The organism is Xanthomonas cannabis pv. cannabis, from assembly GCF_000802365.1.
GTDB lineage: Bacteria > Pseudomonadota > Gammaproteobacteria > Xanthomonadales > Xanthomonadaceae > Xanthomonas > Xanthomonas cannabis.
In genome coordinates this window covers 1-22,330 of the sequence record NZ_JSZE01000068.1, presented here as the reverse complement: position 1 = coordinate 22,330, position 22,330 = coordinate 1, and the positions used below count along the sequence as shown (strand labels likewise).

General features: G+C 67.8%; 16 protein-coding genes and 1 pseudogene. 13 read left to right on the top strand and 4 right to left on the bottom strand.

Annotated features, from left to right (window positions below; translation table 11 throughout):
* The first annotated feature begins 54 nt into the window (after positions 1-54).
* The 5 genes from OZ10_RS12520 to rpmG all read left to right on the top strand — a co-directional run bounded on the left by OZ10_RS12520 (position 55) and on the right by rpmG (position 7,082).
* The gene (locus OZ10_RS12520) at positions 55-1,326 is read left to right on the top strand and encodes a TolC family protein (RefSeq protein WP_039565176.1); all 1,272 of its coding nucleotides are present in this window, start codon (positions 55-57) and stop codon (positions 1,324-1,326) included.
* A gap of 190 nt (positions 1,327-1,516) precedes the next feature.
* Entirely contained in the window at positions 1,517-2,782 is a 1,266-nt protein-coding gene (locus OZ10_RS12515; RefSeq protein ID WP_039565174.1) for an efflux RND transporter periplasmic adaptor subunit, read from the top strand.
* A 176-nt stretch (positions 2,783-2,958) separates the two neighbouring features.
* Complete coding sequence (locus OZ10_RS12510; protein WP_039565186.1) at positions 2,959-6,174, top strand: efflux RND transporter permease subunit; 3,216 nt, start codon at positions 2,959-2,961, stop codon at positions 6,172-6,174.
* Between the two features lie 490 nt (positions 6,175-6,664).
* Positions 6,665-6,901 (top strand): 50S ribosomal protein L28, encoded by a 237-nt coding sequence (gene rpmB / locus OZ10_RS12505; protein WP_002809459.1) that lies wholly within the window; start codon positions 6,665-6,667, stop codon positions 6,899-6,901.
* A 13-nt stretch (positions 6,902-6,914) separates the two neighbouring features.
* Complete coding sequence (rpmG, locus tag OZ10_RS12500; protein ID WP_002809462.1) at positions 6,915-7,082, top strand: 50S ribosomal protein L33; 168 nt, start codon at positions 6,915-6,917, stop codon at positions 7,080-7,082.
* Between the two features lie 487 nt (positions 7,083-7,569).
* Here the strand turns inward: rpmG and OZ10_RS12495 are convergent, their stop codons facing one another.
* The 3 genes from OZ10_RS12495 to OZ10_RS12485 form a co-directional block, all read right to left on the bottom strand.
* Positions 7,570-8,592 (bottom strand): amidohydrolase family protein, encoded by a 1,023-nt coding sequence (locus tag OZ10_RS12495; protein ID WP_039565171.1) that lies wholly within the window; start codon positions 8,590-8,592, stop codon positions 7,570-7,572.
* Between the two features lie 76 nt (positions 8,593-8,668).
* On the bottom strand, positions 8,669-9,724 hold the full coding sequence (locus tag OZ10_RS12490; RefSeq protein ID WP_039565168.1) for a 4-oxalomesaconate tautomerase: 1,056 nt from the start codon (positions 9,722-9,724) through the stop codon (positions 8,669-8,671).
* The gene (locus OZ10_RS12485; RefSeq protein ID WP_039404899.1) at positions 9,717-10,388 is read right to left on the bottom strand and encodes a 4-carboxy-4-hydroxy-2-oxoadipate aldolase/oxaloacetate decarboxylase; all 672 of its coding nucleotides are present in this window, start codon (positions 10,386-10,388) and stop codon (positions 9,717-9,719) included. Before OZ10_RS12485 ends, OZ10_RS12490 begins: the two co-directional genes overlap by 8 nt.
* A 101-nt stretch (positions 10,389-10,489) precedes the next feature.
* On the opposite strand from OZ10_RS12485, the gene OZ10_RS12480 reads away from it, so the two are divergent.
* The 6 genes from OZ10_RS12480 to OZ10_RS12455 all read left to right on the top strand — a co-directional run bounded on the left by OZ10_RS12480 (position 10,490) and on the right by OZ10_RS12455 (position 19,015).
* Entirely contained in the window at positions 10,490-11,800 is a 1,311-nt protein-coding gene (locus OZ10_RS12480) for a LysR family transcriptional regulator (protein WP_039565167.1), read from the top strand.
* A 13-nt stretch (positions 11,801-11,813) separates the two neighbouring features.
* Positions 11,814-13,232, top strand: coding sequence for a cardiolipin synthase (gene cls / locus OZ10_RS12475; RefSeq protein ID WP_039404895.1), 1,419 nt, complete (start codon positions 11,814-11,816; stop codon positions 13,230-13,232).
* Positions 13,233-13,458: 226 nt separating this feature from the next.
* Positions 13,459-14,895 carry an FAD/NAD(P)-binding protein gene (locus OZ10_RS12470; protein WP_039565164.1) on the top strand — a complete coding sequence of 479 codons (1,437 nt, stop codon included), beginning with the start codon at positions 13,459-13,461 and terminating at the stop codon, positions 14,893-14,895.
* Between the two features lie 81 nt (positions 14,896-14,976).
* The gene (uvrD, locus tag OZ10_RS12465; RefSeq protein WP_039404891.1) at positions 14,977-17,163 is read left to right on the top strand and encodes a DNA helicase II; all 2,187 of its coding nucleotides are present in this window, start codon (positions 14,977-14,979) and stop codon (positions 17,161-17,163) included.
* 515 nt (positions 17,164-17,678) lie between these two features.
* Positions 17,679-18,260 carry a sugar O-acetyltransferase gene (locus OZ10_RS12460; RefSeq protein WP_039404889.1) on the top strand — a complete coding sequence of 194 codons (582 nt, stop codon included), beginning with the start codon at positions 17,679-17,681 and terminating at the stop codon, positions 18,258-18,260.
* A gap of 308 nt (positions 18,261-18,568) precedes the next feature.
* Positions 18,569-19,015, top strand: a complete 447-nt coding sequence (locus OZ10_RS12455; RefSeq protein WP_039405036.1) for a universal stress protein — start codon at positions 18,569-18,571, stop codon at positions 19,013-19,015.
* Between the two features lie 195 nt (positions 19,016-19,210).
* Here OZ10_RS12455 and tagK read toward each other — a convergent pair.
* A pseudogene (tagK, locus tag OZ10_RS12450) lies at positions 19,211-19,869 on the bottom strand (transcriptional regulator TagK).
* 670 nt (positions 19,870-20,539) lie between these two features.
* Between tagK and ecfK the strand changes: the two are divergent.
* The gene (ecfK, locus tag OZ10_RS12445) at positions 20,540-21,079 is read left to right on the top strand and encodes an ECF-type sigma factor EcfK (RefSeq protein ID WP_039404884.1); all 540 of its coding nucleotides are present in this window, start codon (positions 20,540-20,542) and stop codon (positions 21,077-21,079) included.
* The coding region (locus OZ10_RS12440) for a serine/threonine-protein kinase (RefSeq protein ID WP_039565183.1) at positions 21,058-22,330 on the top strand (1,273 nt) is incomplete at its 3' end. The genes ecfK and OZ10_RS12440, both read left to right, overlap by 22 nt.

Below are 22,330 nucleotides of genomic sequence, written 5' to 3'. Positions count from 1 at the left end.
GCCTCGCCGGCAGCTGCCGGCCTGTCCATCGATCCCGATTCCGGAGACACCCTCATGTGGTTGCGACTGACGGCGATTGCCGTCTTCGCGGTCGTGCCGTGCGCCATGGCGCAGGACGTATCGCCCAAACCCGTGCTGACCCTGGACGACGCCATCGCGCGCGTCGCCCTGCAGCACCCCGACCTGCGCCTGGCCGATGGCCAGCGTGCCGTCCTCACCGCCGAAGCCGAACGCGACGCGCTGCGTCCGCCGTTGCGCATCGGTGCCGAACTGGAAAACGTGTTCGGCAGCGGCCCGACCCGCGCGCTGGACCAGGCCGAACTCACCGTCACCCTGGCCGGCGTGCTGGAACGCGGCGGCAAACTGGATGCGCGGCGCACGCTGGCCCAGGCCCGTATCGATGTGCTGGCACCGCAACGGGCGATCGCGCGGCTGGACGTGCTGGCCGAGGTGGCGCGGCGTTACCTGGCCATCACCGCCGCCCGCCAGCGCCGCACCGTCGCGCTGGAGACCCTGGCGCAACGCCAGCGCACCGTGGCCGCCGCGCGTCAGCGGCTGCAGGCCGGCGCCTCGCCGGAGTCGGTGGTGTTGACCGCGCAGGCCTTGCAGGCACGTGCGGAGCTCGATCGCGACCGCGCGCAACTGGAAGAGGCGGCCGCACGCCGCCAGCTGGCGGTGCTGTGGGGGCAGCGTGCGCCGGACTTCGGCGATGTCACTGGCGACCCATTGCAGCTGCCGGCGATTCCCGAGTTCGAGGTGCTGGTGCAGCTGCTCGATGCCACGCCCGAACTGGCGCGCTTGAACGGCGAGCAGCGCGTGCGCGAGGCGCGGGTGCGGCTGGCACGCAGCCAGGCGCGCCCGGACCTGGACTGGCAGGTGGGCGTGCGCCGGCTCGAAGCCAACGACGCCACCGCGTTGCTGGGCAGCGTCTCGCTGGCGCTGGGCAGCGCCGCGCGCGCGCAACCGGACATCCGCGCCGCCGAAGCGGAGCTGTCGTTGCTGGACATCGAACGCCAATCGCAGGCATTGCTGCTGTACGCCACGCTGGCCGACGCGCATGGCCGTTACCGCGCCGCGCAGCTGGAAGTGGCGCGCATGCGTAGCGATGTGCTGCCCGCACTTGCGCGCGCCGATGCCGCGGCCGAGCGCGCGTACCGTGCCGGCGCCACCAGTTATCTGGACTGGGCGCAGCTGCAGGCACAGCGCAGCGATGCACGCCAGCAGCAGCTGGCGGCGGCGCTGGACGCGCAGACCGCGTTGATCGAGATCCAGCGCCTGACCGGGCAGCCATTCGTGCTCGACAGTGCCGCGCAAGTGGGGCCATGAACGCTGACGCCTCCCATCTTTTCGCGCGGACTGCGTACGCACGGTTGCATCTGCTGCAACTGCAACTGCAGTCGCAACTGCATCATCCAGCGGCCGCGAAGCACCGCCCATGCCTGGCGCGCGTCAAGCGCAAGCCAGCTCCATTCGTTCGCCCGATGCACTGCATCGGCGCCAACCAGGACCCATTCCGATGACACGCTTTTCGATGGCGCCGCTTCTGTTGGCGCTGCTGCTGAGCGGCTGCGGCCGCAGTAGCGAAGAGTCGCACGACGACCACGCAGGGCATGCTGCCGAAGGCGAGGCCGGCGCACATGGCGAAGACGCACAAAAAGGCGCACACGGTGGGCGCCTGCTCAGCCAGGACGGCGACAGCGTGGAGCTGGCGATCGCCGAAGACGGTACACCGCCCACCTACCAGGCCTGGCTCTACCGCGACGGCAAACCGTTGCCGGCCACGGCCGGTGGCGTGGAAGTGCATCTGAAGCGGCTCGGCGGCGTCGATGAAGTGCATCGGTTGCGGCCACGCGACGACGGCAGCCTGCTGGCCGACAGCACCGTGGGCGAACCGCATTCGTTCGATGTGGACGTGCGCGCCACCGTGCAGGGCAAGACGCATCGCTGGCGCTATGCCAGCTACGAAGGCCGCACCACCATCGCTGCCAAAATCGCCCAGGACGCCGGTATCCGCGTGGCGCCGGTGGGCGCCGGCAGCATCGCCGATCAACACGAGGTGCAGGGCCTGCTCACGCCCGCAGAAGGCGCGCAGGCGCAGGCCACCGCGCGTTTCCCCGGCCCGGTGCGCAGCCTGCGCGCCAATGTCGGCGATCAGGTACGCGCCGGCCAGGTGCTGGCTACGGTGGAGAGCAATCTGAGCCTGACCACCTATTCGGTGAGCGCACCGATCGGTGGCACCGTGCTCGCCCGCAATGCCAGCCTGGGCAGCAACGCGGGCGAAGGCCAGACGTTGTTCGAAATCGCCGACCTGTCCACCTTGTGGGTGGATCTGCACATCTTCGGCGCCGACGCCGGTCACATCACCGCCGGTGCGCCGGTGACGGTCACGCGCATCAGCGATGGCGTGGTGGCGCAGACCACGCTGGAGCGTGTGTTGCCAGGCACCGCCACGGCCAGCCAGAGCACGGTGGCGCGCGCGGTGCTGCGCAATACCGACGGATTGTGGCGGCCGGGATCTGCGGTGAAGGCGCGAGTCACGGTGGCGCAGCAACCGGCGGCGATGGTGGTGCCGACGGGTGCCTTGCAGCGGTTCCGCGATTGGGATGTGGTGTTTGTGCGGGTGGGCGATGTGTACGAAGCGCGGCCGGTGAAGCTGGGCGCGCGCGATGCGCAGCAGGTGGAAGTGGTGTCCGGCGTAGCGCCGGGCGACACGGTGGTGGTGGAGCAGAGCTATCTGGTGAAGGCCGACATCGAAAAGTCGGGGGCCTCGCATGATCACTGAACGCTGCGTTTCCGGTTTGCTGCTTCCTCGGCCGCACGCAGGTGTGTGCGAACAGCGCTTCCGTGCCTCAGCGACACGTCTTTTCGGTCATCGACGCGGTTGCGGCGCAGGCACGCACGCACTGATCGGTGTGGCTGGGCACGCAGTTGCGCCGAGTGTGCGCGGAGGTGCGCGTCATGCTCACTAACATCATCCGGTTCGCGATCGCGCAGCGCTGGTTGATGCTGACCTTGACGGGCGTGTTGATTGCGATCGGCGCGTGGAGTTTTTCGCGCTTGCCGATCGATGCAACGCCCGACATCACCAACGTGCAGGTGCAGGTCAACACCGCGGCGCCGGGTTATTCGCCGCTGGAATCCGAGCAGCGGGTGACGTTTCCGTTGGAGACCGTGCTGGCGGGATTGCCGGGACTGGAGTCAACGCGCTCGTTGTCGCGCTATGGGTTGTCGCAGGTGACGGCGGTGTTTGCCGATGGCACCGACTTGTATTTCGCGCGGCAGCAGGTGGCCGAGCGCTTGCAGCAGGTCAAGTCGCAACTGCCGGCCGAGCTGGAGCCGCAACTGGGGCCGATCGCCACCGGGCTGGGCGAGATCTTCATGTATACGGTCGAAGCCAACCCGAATGCGCGCAAGCCCGATGGCAGTGCGTGGACAGCGACCGATCTGCGCACCCTGCAGGATTGGGTGGTGCGCCCGCAGCTGCGCAATGTACCGGGCGTGACCGAGGTCAACACCATCGGCGGCTACGCGCGGCAGATCCATATCACGCCCGATCCGGCGCGCCTGGTGGCGTTGGGTTTTACCCTGGACGACGTCGCACAGGCGGTCGAGGCCAACAACCGCAATCTCGGTGCCGGCTATATCGAACGGAACGGTCAGCAGTTTCTGGTGCGCGTGCCGGGGCAGGTGGACGACATCGCGCAGATCGGCGCGATCGTGCTGGACCGACGCGAAGGCGTGCCGATCCGCGTGCGCGATGTGGCACAGGTGGGCGAAGGACGCGAGCTACGCACCGGCGCCGCCACCCAGGACGGCAACGAAGTAGTGCTGGGCACGGTGTTCATGCTGGTCGGCGCCAACAGCCGCAGCGTGGCGCAAGCCGCCGCACAGCGCCTGGACGTGGCCAACGCCAGCCTGCCGGCCGGCGTGCAGGCGGTGCCGGTGTACGACCGCACCGCACTGGTGGACCGCACCATCGTCACCGTCGCCAAGAACCTGATCGAAGGCGCGTTGCTGGTGATCGTGGTGTTGTTCCTGTTGCTGGGCAATGTCCGCGCAGCCCTGATCACGGCCGCAGTGATTCCACTGGCGATGTTGTTCACGCTCACCGGCATGGTGCGCGGTGGCGTGTCCGGCAACCTGATGAGCCTGGGCGCGCTGGATTTCGGCTTGATCGTCGATGGCGCGGTGATCATCGTGGAGAACTGCCTGCGCCGTTTCGGCGACGCGCAATTGCGCCTGGGGCGTGTGCTCGAGCGCGACGAGCGTTTCGAGCTCACCGCCGAGGCCACCGCCGAGGTGATCCGTCCCAGCCTGTTCGGCCTGGGCATCATCACCGCGGTGTATCTGCCGGTATTCGCGCTCACCGGCATCGAAGGCAAGATGTTCCACCCGATGGCGATCACCGTGGTGCTGGCACTGACCGGGGCGATGCTGCTGTCGTTGACCTTCGTGCCGGCAGCGATCGCGTTGCTGCTGGGCGGCAAGGTGGCCGAGCATGAAAACCGCGCAATGCGCTGGGCGCGCGGCGTCTATGCGCCCTTGCTGGATCGCGCGCTGCGGCACGGGCGCTGGGTGGGCATCGCGGCGCTGGCAACGGTAGCGGCGTGCGCGGTGCTGGCCACGCGCCTGGGCAGCGAATTCATCCCGAACCTGGATGAAGGCGATGTCGCGCTGCATGCCTTGCGTATTCCCGGCACCAGCCTGGAACAGGCCATCACCATGCAATCCACCCTGGAAAAACGCATCAAGCAGTTTCCGGAAGTGGCGCACGTGTTCGGCAAGCTCGGTACCGCCGAAGTGGCGACCGACCCGATGCCGCCGTCGGTCGCCGATACGTTCTTGATCATGCATCCGCGCGATCGATGGCCGGACCCGCGCAAGCCCAAGGCGCAGTTGCTGGCCGAGATCGAGCAGGCGGTCAAGCAATTGCCCGGCAACAACTACGAGTTCACTCAGCCGATCCAGATGCGCATGAACGAGCTCATTTCCGGCGTGCGTGCAGATGTGGCGATCAAGGTCTATGGCGACGATCTGGAGACATTGGTCAGGCTCGGGCAACGCGTGCAGGAAGTGGCCAGCGCGGTGCCGGGCGCGGCCGATGTGAGCCTGGAGCAGGCCACCGGATTGCCGATGCTGGCGGTGGTGCCCGACCGCGCCGCGCTGGCCGGCTACGGGCTTAATCCCGGCGTGGTGCAGGACACCGTCGCGGCAGCCGTGGGCGGCCAGGCGGCCGGGCAGTTGTTCGAGGGCGACCGCCGCTTCGACATCGTGGTGCGCCTGCCCGAAGGCCTGCGGCAGGACCCCACCGCGTTGGCGGACCTGCCGATCCCGTTGCGCGGCGATGGCGAGCGCGCCGATGCCGACGAATCCAGCCGCGCCGCCGGCTGGCGCAGTGGCGAACCGACCACGGTGCCGCTGCGCGAGGTGGCCAGGATCGAGACCGTCCTCGGCCCCAACCAGATCAATCGCGAAGACGGCAAACGCCGCATCGTGATCACCGCCAACGTGCGCGATCGCGACCTGGGCGGTTTTGTCGCCGAGGTGCAGCAGCGCGTGCGGGCGCAGGTCAAGCTGCCCACCGGCTACTGGATCGGCTACGGCGGCACCTTCGAGCAGCTGATCTCCGCCGGCCAGCGCCTGGCCTGGGTGGTGCCGGGCACCTTGCTGCTGATCTTCGCGCTGCTGTACTGGTCGTTCGGCTCGCTGCGCGATGCGCTGGTGGTGTTCAGCGGCGTGCCGCTGGCACTGACCGGCGGCGTGGTGGCATTGGCGCTGCGCGGGCTGGCGTTGTCGATTTCCGCCGGTGTCGGCTTTATCGCATTGTCGGGCGTGGCGGTGCTCAATGGCCTGGTGATGATCGCCTTCGTGCGCAGCCTGCGTGCCGAAGGCATGTCGCTGGAGCAGGCCCTGCGCGAAGGCGCGCTGTCGCGTTTGCGCCCGGTGTTGATGACCGCCCTGGTGGCCGCGCTGGGCTTCGTGCCGATGGCCTTCAACGTGGGCGCCGGCGCTGAAGTGCAGCGCCCGCTGGCCACGGTGGTGATCGGCGGCATCGTCTCGTCCACCCTGCTGACGTTGCTGGTGTTGCCGGTGCTGTATCGCTGGCTGCATCAGGACAAGGCCGGGCGTGCGGTGCAAGCGGATGTCGCTGTTCCGCAGCGGGGCGGGGCGTGAGCGTGCCCTGCTCGCGCCGGGGCACATCGGCGGCGCAGGGTGTGACCGGGCGGCGATGAGCGCGGCCGGGCGCGTGCCAATGCTGGTTCGGGGCCTGTCCCGGGAGTGCCACGGCGTTTCTTCTGCGGCCCGGGCGCGCGCAAGCAGCCGGTACATTGCTCGTTGCGTCTGCAGGAGAGGGCTGGCGACGACGACGACAAGCGATGCGGCAGGCAGGCCGCATCGCAGGCCGCATCGCAGGCCGCGTGCGCAAGGTGCCGCCGCACGCCACCGGCGCCGGGCCTAAGTGCTTGCAGCACAAGGGATTGCCGTGCATAATGCGCGGCTCGCTGTGCCCGGATCGTTCCGGACGGCGGCACCCAGCGCGATGTGGTGCCGGCCTCTTCCCAGCGTTAAGTGATTGATTCCCAACGTTGCGTGGCAGCCAAGCGGCTGTCGGGGCCGCCGTTTTCCTGGCTAAGGAAGACACCAAACTTTATCGAGGTGCGTAATGTCCCGCGTATGCCAAGTGTCCGGCAAGCGTGTGCAGACGGGTAACAACGTCTCCCACGCAAACAACAGAACCCGTCGTCGCTTCCTGCCCAACCTGCACGAGCGCCGTTTCTGGGTCGCCAGCGAAAACCGCTGGGTGAAGCTCCGTGTTTCCGCGCATGCATTGCGCACCATCGACAAGAACGGGATTGATGCCGTTCTGAAAGAGCTGCGTGCGCGCGGCGAAAAGGTCTGAGGAGTAAGCAGTCATGGCAAAAGGCAAGCGTGACAAGATTCGTATGATTTCCTCGGCCGCTACCGGCCACTTCTACACCACGGACAAGAACAAGAAAAACACTCCGGGGAAGATGGAAATGATGAAGTACGACCCCGTCGTGCGTAAGCACGTCATGTACAAGGAAGGCAAGATCAAGTAATCCACCGATTACACGATCTGCATCCAAGCAAACACCCGCCGAAAGGCGGGTGTTTGCGTTTGGGGGAATCGCTCGCGGCGTTCTTGATGGATACGTCGATTATTTTTCGATTGCACCTAGCCGGCGTTAGGGGGCGTTCCTCTCTCCCTCGGGTGCGCATCCAGCCGGATACACTCGCCGCGCATTGCTCTCGAACACCTCGCGCTTAACCAGCCAAGGCCAAGGTCAAAATCGGTAGCGGTGCGTGACCAAGCCGCTCCCCTCGGGGCGAGAAGGCACCGCTTGCGCGCCATGGCGCGCGTACCTTGGAGCGCCCGCGCTGCCAGCGCGGGCAGGGCGCGGAGCGGGGATTGGGCTGAGGTTCGGGCGAAGCCACTGGGGAACGGATGACACGAGGCTTCGCACGTACCCTCATCCGGCCCTTCGGGCCACCCTCTCCCGCAGGGAGAAGGGAGCAATACGGCACGTGCGCCGTGCAACGCCGCAGTCAAAACCCACGCGCACGCAATTGCGCATCCAGCCGTGGATACACCCGCCGCGCATTGCCTTCGAACACCTTGTGCTTGTCGGCTGCGGAAATTGCCAATGCATCGATGTAGCGTTTGGTGTCGTCGAAATAGTGGCCGGTCTGCGGGTCGATGCCGCGCACCGCGCCGACCATTTCCGAGCCGAACAGGATGTTGTCGATATCGATGACCTCGAACAGCAGGTCGATGCCGGGCTGGTGATAAACACACGTGTCGAAGAACACATTGCGCATCACATGCGTGGACAGCGGTGGCTTGCCGAGCATGTCGGCCAGTCCGCGGAAGCGTCCCCAGTGATAGGGCACCGCGCCACCGCCATGCGGGATGATGAAGCGCAAATCCGGGAAGTCGGTGAACAGGTCGCCTTGCAGAAACTGCATGAAGGCCGTGGTGTCGGCGTTGAGATAGTGCGCGCCGGTGGCGTGGAAATTGGCGTTGCAGCTGCCCGACACGTGCACCATTGCCGGCACGTCGAGCTCGACCATTTTTTCGAAGAATGGGTACCAGGCGCGGTCGGTCAGGGGCAGCCCGGTCCAGTGGCCGCCGGAAGGATCGGGATTGAGGTTGCAGCCGACAAACCCGAGCTCGGTGACACAGCGTTCCAGCTCGGCGATCGAGTGGGCGATCGACACTCCCGGCGACTGCGGCAACTGACACACGCCGATGAAGGTGTGGGGATACAGCTGCACCACGCGGGCAATGAGGTCGTTGCAGTGGCGTGTCCACACCTGGCTCACCGCCTCGTCGCCGATGTGATGCGCCATGGTGCTGGCACGCGGCGAAAAGATGGTCATGTCCGCGCCGCGTTCGCGGAGCAGGCGCAACTGATGTTGCTCGATGCTCTCGCGCAGCGCGTCGTCGGAGATGGCCGGGTACACCGGCGCGGGCGCGCTGGCGTCGGTGTAGTGCGCAATCTGCGCCTTGCGAAACGCATCGTGCGCAGCGGGCGCGGTGGTGTAGTGGCCGTGGCAGTCGATGATCATGGCAATGCTCGTCGCGATGCGGAGAGAGGTAGTGGCACGCAGTCAACTGCCGGCGCGCAGGGCAGGTCGGTGAGGTTCACGCAAACAATTCACCATCGAACAGTTTGCGCGCAGTCCTGATCACCGCCGCGCGCACCACCGCGCCCTGTGCGTCGCACTCGATGAGGCAGTTGCTCATGCCACTAGGATGCTCCACCCCCACCTGCTGGCTGTCGCCGCCGGGCAGCTGCGCCAGCGCATGCGCAGGCGTGTCCGGCAGCAGGCAGGCGGTGGCGACGCTGACCGCGCCGAGCACGCCAATGGAGGCGTGGCAGCGGTGCGGAATGAACGAGCGCACGCAGATCGCGCCGCCGTCGCGCGGCGCTGCCACCAGCATCATCTTCGGCACCGTCGCAGCGCCGACATCGCCCAGCCGCATCAACGGGCCAGCCTGCAGGCGAATGGATTCCAACCGTGCCTTGAGCGACGCGTCGGCATCCAGGGTGGCGCGGTCTTCGTAGCCGCTGATGCCCACATCGCTGGCGCGCAACACCACGCAGGGCATGCCATTGTCGATCAGGGTGACCTCCACGCCGTCGATCGTGTCCAGCGCTCGCCCGCTGGGCAGCAGGGCGCCGCAGGAGGAGCCGGCGATGTCGGCAAATGCCAGTGCAATCGGCGCGGCGGTGCCGGGAACGCCATCAATGCGCGCATCGCCCGCATAGCTGACCCGGCCGCCGGGCGTCTGTACGGTGGCCGTGGCCAGGGTGCCGGTGTTGCGCATGAAGATGCGCACCTCGGTTTCGCCATCGCGCGCCGGCAGCAGGCCGCGTTCCAGCGCGAATGGCGCGACACCGGCCAGCATGTTGCCGCAGTTCTGTGCGTCGCTGATCTGTGCCTGGTCCACGGCCACCTGCAGGAACAGATAGTCCACGTCGGCATCGGCGCGGGCCGAACGCGACACCACGGCGACCTTGGACGTCAGCGGGTCGGCGCCGCCCATGCCGTCGATCTGGCGCAGGTCCGGCGAGCCGTAGGCGCGCAGCAGGAAGGCATCGCGCGCGGCGCTGTCGGCAGGCAGGTCATCGGCGAGAAAGAAGCCACCCTTGGAGGTGCCGCCGCGCATCCACATCGCGCGCACCCGCTCAGACATAGCGCAACCCCTTGGCCGCCAGGCGCTCGCGCATGGCGTAGATGTCCAGCCCCAGCTCGCCGCGCGCCAGGCGCTCGCGCTTGAGCAGTTCGCGCGCTTCGCGGGCCTGCGCTTCGGCCAGCACCTCGGCGGCGCGTTCGCGCGGCACCACGCACACGCCGTCATCGTCGGCCACCACCACATCGCCCGGCTGCACCAAGGCCCCGGCGCACACCAGGGGCACGTTGACCGATCCCAGCGTCTCCTTGATGGTGCCCTGCGCGCAGATGGCGCGGCTCCAGGCCGGGAACTGCATGGCGGTGAGGTCGCGCACGTCACGCACGCCGGCATCGATGATCAGCCCGCGGCAGCCACGCGCCTGGGCCGAGGTCGCCAGCAGATCGCCGAAATAGCCGTCGCAGCAGTCACTGGTGGGCGCCACCACCAGCACATCGCCTGACTGCAGCTGTTCGATGGCCACATGCATCATCCAGTTGTCGCCGGGCGGCACCGACACGGTGACCGCAGTGCCGGCGATGCGGCAGCCGCCGTAGATCGGGCGCAGCCGGTGATGCAGCAGGCCGGTGCGGCCTTGCGCCTCATGCACGGTGGCCACGCCGGCCTGCGCCAGCCCGTCCACGACGGCGATCGGGGTGCGCGCGATCTGGGTGACGACCTGGCTCATCCATCCATCCTCGTTAGTGCTGTGCCGAGTCTGAGTGGCGAGAGCGAGACAGCTCAAGATTCATTTGAGGTATGCGTATTGGTTTTGCTTATAGTTAGAGCATGCCGCCGCTGCCCGAGCCGAACCTTCGCCATCTCCACGCCCTGGTCGTGGTGCATCGGCTGGGCAGCATCAGCGCGGCCGCCCCGCAGGTGAACCTGTCCCAGCCCGCCCTGACCCAGGCGGTGGCACGGCTGGAGCAGCAGCTGGGGGTGCGGTTGTTCGACCGCCAGCCTGGCGGGATGGTGGCCACCGAGGCCACCCAGCTGGTGGTGCCGCGGGTCGAGCGTGCGCTGGCGCATCTTGGCCGCGGCATCCGGGTGGCGCGGCGTGCGCTGCGCTTGCCCGCCCGCCCGGGGCTGGAGCGGCGCGTGTCGCTGGGGCAGTTGCAGGCGTTGGTCGCGGTGGATGTGGCGGGCAGTTACTCGCTGGCGGCCGTGCAGGTGGGGGTGTCGCAACCGGCGGTGTATCGGGCGGTGCAGTCGCTGGCCGATGTGATCGAGGTGCCGCTGACCATGCGCCGCGGCAAGGCGATGCAGCCCACGCCGGTGGCCGAGCGGCTGCTGCGGCAGGTGCGGCTGGCGCTGGCCGAGGTACGCGCCGCGCTCGACGAGGTGGCGGCGCTGTGCTCGCAGCATGCCGGCCGGGTGGTGGTGGGGGTGATGCCGCTGGCACGGGCGATTCTGTTGCCGCAGGCGCTGGCGCGGTTTGCGCGCGCGCACCCGGCCGCGCGCATCAGCGTGGTCGAAGGGCCGTATGCAGAATTGCTGGCACATCTGCGCGATGGCGGGCTGGATCTGCTGATCGGCGCGCTGCGCGAGCGGCTACCGGTCCGTGACGTGCTGCAGGAGCCGCTGTTCGACGACGAGCCGGTGATCGTGGCGCGCAGCGGGCACCCGCTGGCCGGGCAGTCGTATGCGTTTGCGCAGCTGCTCGACTACCCCTGGGTGATCGCCGCCGCCGGCACGCCGGTGCGCCAGCGTTGGGAGCGCATGTTCCGCGACCGCCAGCTGGAACCGCCGGCGCTGCGTATCGAGTGCGGCGCGGAGCTGACCGTGCGCGGGCTGTTGCTGGAAGACGACTGGCTGACCCTGATGTCGCGCGACCAGTTCCTGTTCGAGCGCCGCGCCGGCCTGCTGGCCGAGATCGGCCGCGCCGGGCCGCAGCTGCGCCGGCAGATCGGCATCACCACGCGCAGCGACTGGCACCCCACCCGCGCGCAGACCGCCTTCGTGCAGACGCTGCGGCAGGTCTGCGCCGAGCGCGTGCGGCCGGCAGGCTCGGAAGCGGGGCCCTTTCGCCATTGCGGACAGGCCGGTAGCAGCACGCCGTTGCGTTCACGTCCGGCCCGGTCAGAATCGGCTTCCTCATGAGAACGGAGCGCTGATGCTGCCCGACTGGTTGCAAGGGACCTGGCTGCTGGCGCTGGACTGGGTGATCCGGCTGGCCGCCCTGCTGTGGATTCCCGCCCGCACCACGCCGGGCGCGGCGCGCAGCTGGTTGCTGTTGATCGGTTTCGTGCCGGTAGTCGGCCTGCCGCTGTACCTGCTGTTCGGCCACCCATGGCTGTCGCGCCTGCGCGTGGAACGGCAGGCCACCGCCTCGCAGGTGATCCGCGAACAGCAACTGCCATTGCACGCATTGCGCTGGACACCGCAGGCGGACACCAGCAGTGCCGAGGTGGTGCCGCTGATCGAACGCCAGGGCGATTTCATGCCGACCCTGGGCAACGCGGTGGAGTTGCTGGACGACTACGCGCAGTCTCTGCAGGCGCTGATCGACGCGATCGATGCAGCAGAAAAGCGCGTGCATCTGCTGTATTACCTCATGTTCGACGATGCCGTGGGCGAGGCGGTGGTAGCCGCGCTGGAGCGCGCCAGTGCGCGCGGCGTGCGCTGTCGCGTGCTGCTCGATGCGGTGGGCGCCAAGCGCGGCCTGCGCCGCTATCGCAAGCGTCTGCTGGCTGGCGGCATCGAAGTGCTGGCGGTGCTGCCCGGTGGGCTACGCTGGCGCCGCAGCGGGCGCATGGATCTGCGCAACCACCGCAAGATCGCGGTGATCGACAATCAGGTGGGTTTTGTGGGCTCGCAGAATCTGGCCGATGCCGGCTTCGTCCACGGCGTGCCCAATCGCGAACTGGTGGCGCGCGTGCGCGGGCCGGTGGTCAACCATCTGGAAGCGGTGTTCGCCAGCGACTGGTTCACCGAAACCGGGCAGCGCCTGGATGTGTGGCCGGATGCGCCGGTGTGCCAGGCCAACATCGCCACCCAGCTGCTGCCCAGCGGGCCGGCGTATCCGTTCGAGAACGCGCGCGATGCCATCAACGCGGTGATCCACCTGGCACGGCGCAAGGTCGTGCTGGTGACGCCGTATTTCGTGCCGGACGAAGCCTTGCTGAGTGCCCTGCGCATCGCCGCGGTATCGGGCGTGGACGTGCAACTGATCCTGTCGCAAAGCAACAACCAGCGTCTGGCGGCCTGGGCGCAGGAAGCCTACTTCGACGAGCTGCTGCGTTGCGGGGTGAAGATTGCGCTGTATCGCCCGCACTTTCTGCATGCCAAGCACCTGAGCATGGACGACGACATCGCGTTGGTCGGTTCGATCAACCTGGACATCCGCTCGTTTGCGCTCAACGCCGAGATCGGCATGCTCTGCTACGACCGCATCGTGGTGCAGCGGCTGCGCGAGATCGAACAGGACTATCTGGCCCATGCGCGCCAGCTGGAGCTGGAGCAGTGGCGCCGTCGCCCGGCTTGGCGCCGCAGCCGCGAAGGCATTGCGCGGCTGGCCGATGCGTTGATGTGAGGCGGGCGCGGGCGCTGCGGGCTATGCGCGACGGGGGCGATCGGCGGCGGGCCGTGGTCTTCCTGCATCTGCGGGCAGTAGCGGCGCGTGCCGGGTCTGGAGCGTGGCCAGGCGCGTACCCGGCGGATGCGTCAGGCAGCAGGCGTGGCTGCTGCGGCCGGGCGTAGGTCGGGCCGGGTCGCGCAGCGGTCATCGGCGCGACGCAGGCATCGCCTACAATTGCCGGATGACTGAACTGCACAATCCCGGCGATGCGGTGATCGCCATCGTCGGTGGTGGCGCATCCGGTGTGCTGGTGGCAGTGCAGCTGTTGCAGCAGGCGACCACACCGATGCAGATCGTGTTGATCGAGCCGCATGCGGTGCTGGGCGAAGGCGTGGCGTATTCCACCACGCGCCCCGAGCACCTGTTGAACGTGCCGGCCGGCCGCATGAGTGCGCTGGCCGACGTGCCGCAGGATTTCGTCGACTACCTGCGCGCGCAGGGACGTTGCGCGGCGCTGGACGCTGCGCAGCTGCCGCAGCAATTTGTCGGGCGCAGGCATTACGCCCCGTATCTGCGCGACCGCCTGCAGGCAGCGCGTGCCGCCAGCCCAGCCACCCTGCGCGTGCACGCCGCGCGCGTGCAGACCCTGCAGCCCAGCGCCACCGGTGCGCTGTTGCAGCTGGACGACGGGCACACGGTACTGGCCGCTGCGGTGGTGCTGGCAGTGGGCAATGCGCTGCGTCCCTTGCCGTTGCGTGGCGCTACCGGCCTGTCGGCGGCGCAGCGGGTGGAAGCCTGGGACACCGGGGCGGTGGCTGCACTGCCGCAGGATGCGGCCGTGTGCATCGTCGGCTCCGGGCTGAGCATGGCCGACACGGTGGTGACGCTGGCCGCACAGGCGCATCGCGGCGCAGTGCACGTGGTGTCGCGGCATGGCCTGTTGCCGCTGCCGCAGGCGCATGGCGCGGCGGCCGACTTCGACCCGCAGCCGCTGCTGGCACTGCCGTTGCGCGCGCGGCTGCACCGGCTGCGGCAGCATGCGCGTGACGCACTGGCGCAGGGGCGGCCGTGGCAGAGCGTGATGGAGCGGATTCGTCCGTTGAGCCAGGCCTTGTGGCAGACGCTGTCGGTGGCCGATCAACGCCGTTTCCTGCGCCATGTGGTGCGCTACTGGGACGTGCATCGCCATCGCATCGCCGCGCCGGTGCATGCGCAGCTGCAGGCCATGCGCGCGCGCGGGCAATTGCAGCTGCATCGCGCGCGGCTGGATGTGGCCTTCGAAGTGGGTGCCTGCGTGCGCGTGAGTGCCGGCGCCGCCAGTGCCGGGCACGCATTGCAGCTGGATGTGCAAACGCTGGTCAATGCCACCGGTGTGGAAATGCGCGTGCAGGCCATGCGCAACCCCTTGCTGCAGCAATTGCTGGGGCAGGGCATTGCCGTGGCCGGCCCGCACGGGATCGGCGTGGATACCGCCGCCGATGGCAGCCTGATCGACGCCGACAGGCAGGCCAACCCACGGCTGCGGGTGATCGGCAGCCTGCGCATCGGCTCGCTGTGGGAGAGCCTGGCGGTGCCGGAGTTACGCGAGCAGGCAGCGGCGATTGCGCGGGATGTGTTGGTAATGCTGGGCACTGTTCCCTTCTCCCCTCGGGAGAAGGTGCCCCAAAGGGGCGGATGAGGGTACGGACGAAGCCTCGCAATCCCAACCGCTTCATCGCAATCTCAGCCGCAGCGACGCCACAACCGGTAAAATACCGCGGTGGATGTCTCTCATTTGCTCGATCATTTAAACCCCGCCCAGCGCGAGGCCGTTTCCGCGCCGCCGGGGCATTACCTCGTGCTGGCCGGCGCCGGCTCCGGCAAGACGCGCGTGCTGATCCATCGCATCGCCTGGCTCAACGAAGTCCAGGGCGTGCCGAATCACGGCATCTTCGCGGTGACCTTCACCAACAAGGCCGCCGGCGAAATGCGCCACCGCACCGACCTGCAGCTGCGCAACGGCAGCCGCGGGATGTGGATCGGCACCTTCCACGGGCTGGCGCATCGCCTGCTGCGCCTGCACTGGCAGGACGCGCGCCTGCCGGAAGGGTTCCAGGTCATGGACAGCGACGACCAGCTGCGGCTGGTCAAGCGCGTGGTGCAGTCGCTGGAACTGGACGAAGGCAAATATCCGCCCAAGCAACTGAGCTGGTGGATCAACGAGCAGAAGGACGAGGGACGCCGTCCGCAGCATATCCAGCCCGAGCCCAACGACGATTGGACCGAGGTGCGCCGGCAGGTGTATGCGGCCTACCAGGAACGTTGCGACCGCTCCGGCCTGCTGGATTTCGCCGAGTTGCTGCTGCGCGCGCATGAGTTGCTGCGCGACACGCCCGCATTGCTGGCGCATTACCGCGCACGCTTCCGCGAGATTCTGGTGGACGAGTTCCAGGACACCAACGCCATCCAATACGCCTTCGTGCGGGTGCTGGCCGGCGAATCGGGCAACGTGTTCGTGGTGGGCGACGACGACCAGGCCATCTATGGCTGGCGCGGTGCCAAGGTCGAGAATGTCCAGCGTTTCCTGAAGGATTTCCCTGGCGCACAGACCGTGCGGCTGGAGCAGAACTATCGCTCCAGCGCCAATATCCTGGGCGCTGCCAATGCGGTGATCGCGCACAATCCAGACCGTATCGGCAAACAGTTGTGGACCGATTCCGGCGATGGCGACCCGATCGATCTGTATGCGGCTTATAACGAAGTGGACGAAGCGCGCTATGTGGTCGAGCGTGCACGGCAGTGGGTGCGCGACGGCGGCAGTTATGGCGAAGTGGCGGTGCTCTACCGCAGCAACGCGCAATCGCGCGCGCTGGAAGAGGCGCTGATTTCCGAGCAGTTGCCGTACCGTGTGTATGGCGGCATGCGCTTTTTCGAACGTGCCGAAATCAAGGACGCGTTGGCTTACCTGCGCCTGCTGACCAATCGCAGCGACGACGCTGCGTTCGAACGCGCGGTCAACACGCCCACGCGCGGCATTGGCGACCGGACGCTGGATGAGGTGCGCCGGCTGGCACGTGCCAGTGCGCTGTCGTTGTGGGAAGCGGCGATGCTGTGCACGCAGCAGAACACGCTGGCCGCACGCGCACGCAATGCGCTGGCCACCTTCCTCAGCCTGATCGGCCAGCTGCATGCCGAAACCGGGCAGATGGAACTGGCCGAACGCATCGACCATGTGCTGATGCGCTCGGGCCTGCGCGAGCATTGGGCCAAGGAAAGCCGTGGCGGGCTGGATTCGGAATCGCGCACCGAGAACCTGGACGAACTGGTTTCGGTGGCCTCGCGCTTCACCCGTCCCGACGACGAAGACAGCCAGGGCATGACCGAGCTGGTCGCGTTCCTGGCCTATGCCTCGCTGGAGGCCGGCGAAGGCCAGGCGCAGGCCGGCGAAGAAGGCGTGCAGCTGATGACGCTGCATTCGGCCAAGGGCCTGGAATTTCCGATCGTCTTCCTGGTCGGGCTGGAAGATGGCCTGTTCCCAAGCGCGCGCTCGCTCGAAGAGACCGGCCGGCTGGAAGAAGAGCGCCGCCTGGCCTACGTGGGCATCACCCGCGCGCGGCAGAAGCTGGTGCTGTGCTACGCCGAATCGCGCCGCATCCACGGCCAGGACAACTACAACGTGCCTTCGCGCTTCCTGCGCGAGATTCCACGCGATCTGTTGAACGAAGTGCGCCCGAAGGTGCAGGTCTCGCGCACCGCCTCGCTGGGCGCGGCGCGCGGCGGCCCGGTGCACGGCATTGTGGAGACGGCGCCGATCAAGCTCGGCGCCAACGTCGAGCACCCCAAGTTCGGTGGCGGTGTGGTCATCGATTACGAAGGGGCCGGCGCGCACGCCCGCGTGCAGGTGCAATTCGACGAAGTCGGCGCCAAGTGGCTGGTAATGGCGTACGCCAATTTGACGGTGGTGTAATCGGGTTACGTCCATAGGCGCCGCGCCGTCCGCGAGGATGGCCGCCGGTTGCGCTGGAACACGCTGAGCGGTCCTCGCACCGGCAGCGGGCAACGGCGCCGTTGTTGATGCGCTGCCAGCCGGCCGCTGCCATCTCCCACCTTCGTCGTGCCCTCATCTCCTCTCCGTATGCGGGAGAGGGGTGGCTTGCGTGCTCGCGTCGGTTCCCGGCGCCGAGACATCAATGCTGGCAAACATCTCGCATTGCTCCCTTCCCCCGCAGGCGGGGGAAGGTGCCCGAAGGGCGGATGGGGGCAGCCGATCAGCCCCGCCAGGGCTTCCCGCATCCGTCGCCGGTAGTGGCGGAGAAAGAGCGCTCAGCACGTCCCTGCGTATCGATGATGTCGTTGCGACGCGACAGCAAAACCCGGGCGTCGCCGTTGGTGGATCTGGAACCATTGGTGCATCGCTCGATGCATTCGCCGTGGCGTCCATGCCACCCTGCAAGCCGACATCACGACCGGGGACGCCAAGCCATGCGGACCGAAAAACAGAAGATGCTGGCAGGCGAACTGTACAGCGCCACCGATGCGCAGCTGCAGGCCGATCAAGCGGCCGCGGCCGCGTGGATGCTGCGCTATAACGCGGCTGCAGTGCAGACGGCAGCACAGCGCCACGCACTGTTGCGCGAGCGCCTTGCCGACGTAGGCGACGGCGCCGTGATTCGTGCGCCGTTTCATTGCGATTACGGCTACAACATCCGCCTGGGCGCCGGGGTGTTCCTTAACTTCAACTGCGTGATCCTGGATATTTGCGAGGTGCACATCGGCGACGGCACGCAGATCGGCCCCGGCGTGCAGATCTACGCTGCCGATCACCCGCGCGATGCCGCCGGGCGTGCCAGCGGCCTGGAGTTCGGGCGGCCGATCCGCATCGGGCGCAATGTGTGGATCGGCGGCGGGGCGATCATCCTGCCCGGCGTGACCATCGGCGACGACGCGCTGATCGGCGCCGGTGCGGTGGTCACGCGCGATGTACCAGCAGGGGCGACCGCGGTCGGCAATCCGGCACGCCTGCGCGAGGTGCGCCCGGACCCGGATGCGGTTGCCACTGATTGAGCGCAGCGCGTGCCGAGTCGTGGTCTTCGTCGTCGATCACACAGGCGCTGCGCGGCATGCACCATGGAGACAGGAACAGCGGAGGCAAGGCGCTGGCGGCAACAGCGGCATGGCAACTGCAAGCTCGCAAGCATCCCGCCACCGCCCGCACGGCAACGCAATCGAAACATCACTCTCGGCAGCATCAACGCGCCCCAACACAGCCAGCAGCATCGCCGCACTGATCCGCATCAAGGCCCGTTCCACCCGCACATGCCACCGTGCGTTCACGCCCATCGGCAGCACTGCCACCCTTGCAGGAGGTCACCATGTACAAACGTATTCTCATCGCCATCGATGCATCCGAGCTGTCCCACCGTGGCTTGTTTCAAGGGTTGGAACTGGCCAAGGCCACCGGCGCCAAGGTCGACATCGTCACCGTGTCCGAGCCGTGGGCGATGGGCATGTACGATGCGATGGGCTGGAGCGTGGGTTACGAAGCAAGCCCGGAGTACCGCACCGAACGCGAAGCGGCGGCCGAGAAGATCCTGCGCCCGGCACTGGAACTGGCAGCGGCTGCCAACATCAAGGCGACCTCGCGACATGTGCTGGATCGCTTCGCCGCCGAAGGCATCGTGCAGACCGCCGAGGAATGCAAAAGCGACCTGATCATCATGACGTCGCACGGACGCCGCGGCATGCGCCGCATGCTGCTCGGCAGCCAGACCGTGGAAGTGCTCACGCACAGCACGATTCCGGTACTGGTGATTCGCTGAGGCACCGACGCGCTGCATGCTGCACGCAACGCGCCCAGCGGCTGTGCCAGCAAGACGTTGTCTGCATCCTTGGTGCAACGCCATGTCCCGAGCTGCCACACACAAGTTTCTCGTTCCACCGTAGGAGCGCACCCGGGCGCGAATGCTTTTCCAGCAAGAACCCTCGCGCGCAAGCCCATTCCTGCGGGCGGCAGCTCACGCGTCCAACGGCTCGCGCTGCACTGTGGCGCGGGTTGCCGGCCGCGTCAGGCGGCGCAGTGCCTCGGCGTGCATCAGCGGTGCGCCATGCGCACCTGGCATGCGGCTACGTAATGCGCTGATGGGCGGCGGTTGCAGGTCTTGGCCCAGTTCACGCATGAAGCGCCACATCGGCATGCAGTGGCCGCGGCGCGGTGCCGGTGCATGCGGCGTGGCGCGGCACAGGCGGCGCCACTGCATCGGCGGCATGCCGAAGCGTTGCTGGAACGCGCGCTGGAACTGTCGCTCCGAGGCAAAGCCCATCTCGTACAGCAGCCAGGTCAGGCTGCACTCCGGGTACGCCTGAAGATAGCGATACGCGGTACGCAGGCGTTGCTCGCGGATATAGCTGGCCACCCCGCCGCGTGATTGGAACAAGCGGTACAACGATGCACGCGACAGCGCGAACGCCTGTTGCAATGACCCGGTACCAAGCTCCGCCTCGCCGATGTGCTGCTCGATGTAGGCCAGCAGATCGATCATCAGTGGCGCGTGCGCCTTCGTGGCTGCGGGCGCTTGCGGAACGATGGCGCGGTAGTAACTGATGCTCATGCGGTGCTGCCTGCGGCCCACTCCCCGGGGCCTGTCCCTGGATCAACCGAGAAAAACATCGCCAACCCATCACGCGCCGTTCGTGAATCCGGCGCTGCGTCACGCATCGGCGCCATCGACCCCGAATCGGGTGGCCCTCGCCTCGATGCATCGCGACGCTGGCGAGCCCACTGAAGCCGGCCTGCGTGTTGGCCAGCCGCTGATGCAAGGTGTGCACCGTATCGAGACCGGCGCTGGTAACAGCCAGCACGTTCCTGTGCGAGGTCGCTGATTCACCGAAGCAGAGGACGAGTCCTGCAGCAGACGCCGTCCGCCAGATGATGCCGAACTCACCACGGCCCACCCGCTTGTGGCAAAAGCGATCGGACATCACAGGATCGACGTCGCCAATCCAGATCAGGTCAAGCGCAACAAACCGCTGGAGGGCAGGGCGATTCCCAGCCAACCGGTGACGCCGGGAATCTGTGCAAGGGCTGGTGCCACAACCCGAAATCTGGCAAGTCCTGCAACTGCCAAGATCAGGCGTGGGGGCGGCTGGCGATTGAACGCCGGAGCCTGCGTGACCGTCATTTGTCAGGACCGACCTGGAAGCCGGCACTTTGCTGACCGCCGGATGGGCGTCCCAACGTCTATGTGCCAGGAACGGCACAAGCGAACCAAACCGTTCGGGGTTGAAGCGCCCGGCCGCTCGCCAATGCGGGATACTGCGCGTCCACGCAGGCGAGATGGACTTCGATGCCCGAGCTGCCGATCACCGAGTTGTTGCAGGCCTGGCAGCACGACGAGCCCGGAGCGGGCGACGCCTTGGCGCGGCAGGTCTATGAAGTGTTGCGGGCGACCGCCTTGCGCGAGCTGCGGCGCAAGGCGCGTGCCGGGTTGCAGGCCACCGAGCTGGTGCATGAGGCCTGGCTGCGGCTGGAACAAGGCCAGCAGGCGTTCCGTTCGCGCACGCACTTCTATGCAGTAGCGGCCTTGCAGATGCGGCACCTGCTGGTGGATCTGGCGCGCCAGCAGGCCAGCGCCAAGAGGCTGGGGCAGGCCGTGACGCTGACCATCAGCCTGTCCGATGGCGCGGCGCGGCCGGAAGCGCTGATGCTGGTGGCCGACGCCTTCGACAAGCTGGCGCAGGTGGACGAGCGCAAGGCCCGCGCGTTCGCGTTGACCGAGCTGGTGGGGTTCAGCGTGGCCGAAGCGGCCGATCAGCTAGAGGTGTCGGTGCCCACGCTGGAGCGCGATCTGCGCTTTGCGCGGGTGTGGCTGGCGGCGCAGCTGTGAGCGTGGCGGCCACCACCTGGCAACGGCTGGAGGCCTTGTTTCATCAGGCCTGCCTGTTGCCGGCCGCAGAGCGTGACGCCTTCGCGCGCGCGCAGGCAGGCGACGCGCCCGTGTTGCGCGACGAGTTGCTGGCGATGCTGGCGGTGGAATCGCAGGCCACCTTGCGTGTGCGCGCACCGCTCAAGCAGGCGGCTGCGGCCTTGCACGCACCATTGCCGGAACTACCGGCGGGCACGCGCTTCGGCGCGTGGGCGATCGACCGCCTGCTCGGCGCCGGCGGCATGGGCCAGGTGTACCTGGGCCACCGCGCCGACGGTGCCTACGAGCGCGAGGTGGCGATCAAGCTGGTGGCCGCCGACGCGCTGGATGCGCAGGGCCGGGCCTTGTTCGAATTCGAATGCCGCTTGCTGGCGCAGATGGTGCACCCGGCCATCGCGCAGACCCACGATGTGGGTACCGATGCGCAGGGCCGTCCGTATCTGGTGATGGAGTACCTGCGTGGCGAACCCATCACCTGGTGGTGCGACGAACATCGGTTATCGCTGCACGCACGCGTGCTGCTGATGCTGCGGGTGAGCGAGGCCGTGCAGCACGCGCACCAGAAGGGCGTGATCCATCGCGACCTCAAGCCCGGCAACGTGCTGGTGAGCGAGATCGACGGCCGGCCGATGCCGGGCGTGATCGACTTCGGCATCGCCATCGATGCGACCAACCCCGGCATTACGTCCGCGCATGGCCGCGGCACGCCCGGCTACATGAGCCCGGAGCAGGCGCGTGGTGTGCAGGACGTGGATGCGCGCAGCGATATCTACGCGCTGGGCGCGATGTTCTACGAGCTGAGCTGCGGGCTGGCGCCGGTAGCCGACAGCGACGGCGTGCCGCAGCCACCCTCGCAACGGGTGGCGGCCGTGCCGGCCGATGCGCGTGCACGCATCTGCGCAGTACGCGCGACCACCCACGCGCAGCTACAGCAGCAGCTGCGCGATGGCCTGGATGCCATCGTGCTGCGTGCCCTGGCGCCGCAACCGGTGGCGCGCTATGCCTCGGTATCGGCGCTGCTGGACGATCTGCACCGCTGGCTCGACGGCTACCCACCGCGCGCCTTGCAGGCCGGCCGCTGGGTGCGGTTGCGCAAGTTCATTCAGCGCCATCGCAGCGGCGTGCTGGCCGGCGGCCTGGTGGCGGTTGCCTCGCTCGCCGGCCTCGGCGCCACGCTGTGGTCGTTGCAGCAGGCCGCGCGCGATGCGCAAC

Excerpts from the sequence above, each read along its gene's own strand:
- OZ10_RS12485 (WP_039404899.1), bottom strand. The coding sequence starts at position 10,388 with ATGAGCCAGGTCGTCACCCAGATCGCGCGCACCCCGATCGCCGTCGTG.
- OZ10_RS12515 (WP_039565174.1), top strand. The coding sequence starts at position 1,517 with ATGACACGCTTTTCGATGGCGCCGCTTCTGTTGGCGCTGCTGCTGAGC.
- OZ10_RS12455 (WP_039405036.1), top strand. The coding sequence starts at position 18,569 with ATGTACAAACGTATTCTCATCGCCATCGATGCATCCGAGCTGTCCCAC.
- OZ10_RS12510 (WP_039565186.1), top strand. The coding sequence starts at position 2,959 with ATGCTCACTAACATCATCCGGTTCGCGATCGCGCAGCGCTGGTTGATG.
- OZ10_RS12460 (WP_039404889.1), top strand. The coding sequence starts at position 17,679 with ATGCGGACCGAAAAACAGAAGATGCTGGCAGGCGAACTGTACAGCGCC.
- ecfK (WP_039404884.1), top strand. The coding sequence starts at position 20,540 with ATGCCCGAGCTGCCGATCACCGAGTTGTTGCAGGCCTGGCAGCACGAC.
- OZ10_RS12490 (WP_039565168.1), bottom strand. The coding sequence starts at position 9,724 with ATGTCTGAGCGGGTGCGCGCGATGTGGATGCGCGGCGGCACCTCCAAG.
- cls (WP_039404895.1), top strand. The coding sequence starts at position 11,814 with ATGCTGCCCGACTGGTTGCAAGGGACCTGGCTGCTGGCGCTGGACTGG.
- OZ10_RS12520 (WP_039565176.1), top strand. The coding sequence starts at position 55 with ATGTGGTTGCGACTGACGGCGATTGCCGTCTTCGCGGTCGTGCCGTGC.
- OZ10_RS12480 (WP_039565167.1), top strand. The coding sequence starts at position 10,490 with ATGCCGCCGCTGCCCGAGCCGAACCTTCGCCATCTCCACGCCCTGGTC.
- rpmG (WP_002809462.1), top strand. The coding sequence starts at position 6,915 with ATGGCAAAAGGCAAGCGTGACAAGATTCGTATGATTTCCTCGGCCGCT.
- OZ10_RS12495 (WP_039565171.1), bottom strand. The coding sequence starts at position 8,592 with ATGATCATCGACTGCCACGGCCACTACACCACCGCGCCCGCTGCGCAC.
- rpmB (WP_002809459.1), top strand. The coding sequence starts at position 6,665 with ATGTCCCGCGTATGCCAAGTGTCCGGCAAGCGTGTGCAGACGGGTAAC.
- OZ10_RS12470 (WP_039565164.1), top strand. The coding sequence starts at position 13,459 with ATGACTGAACTGCACAATCCCGGCGATGCGGTGATCGCCATCGTCGGT.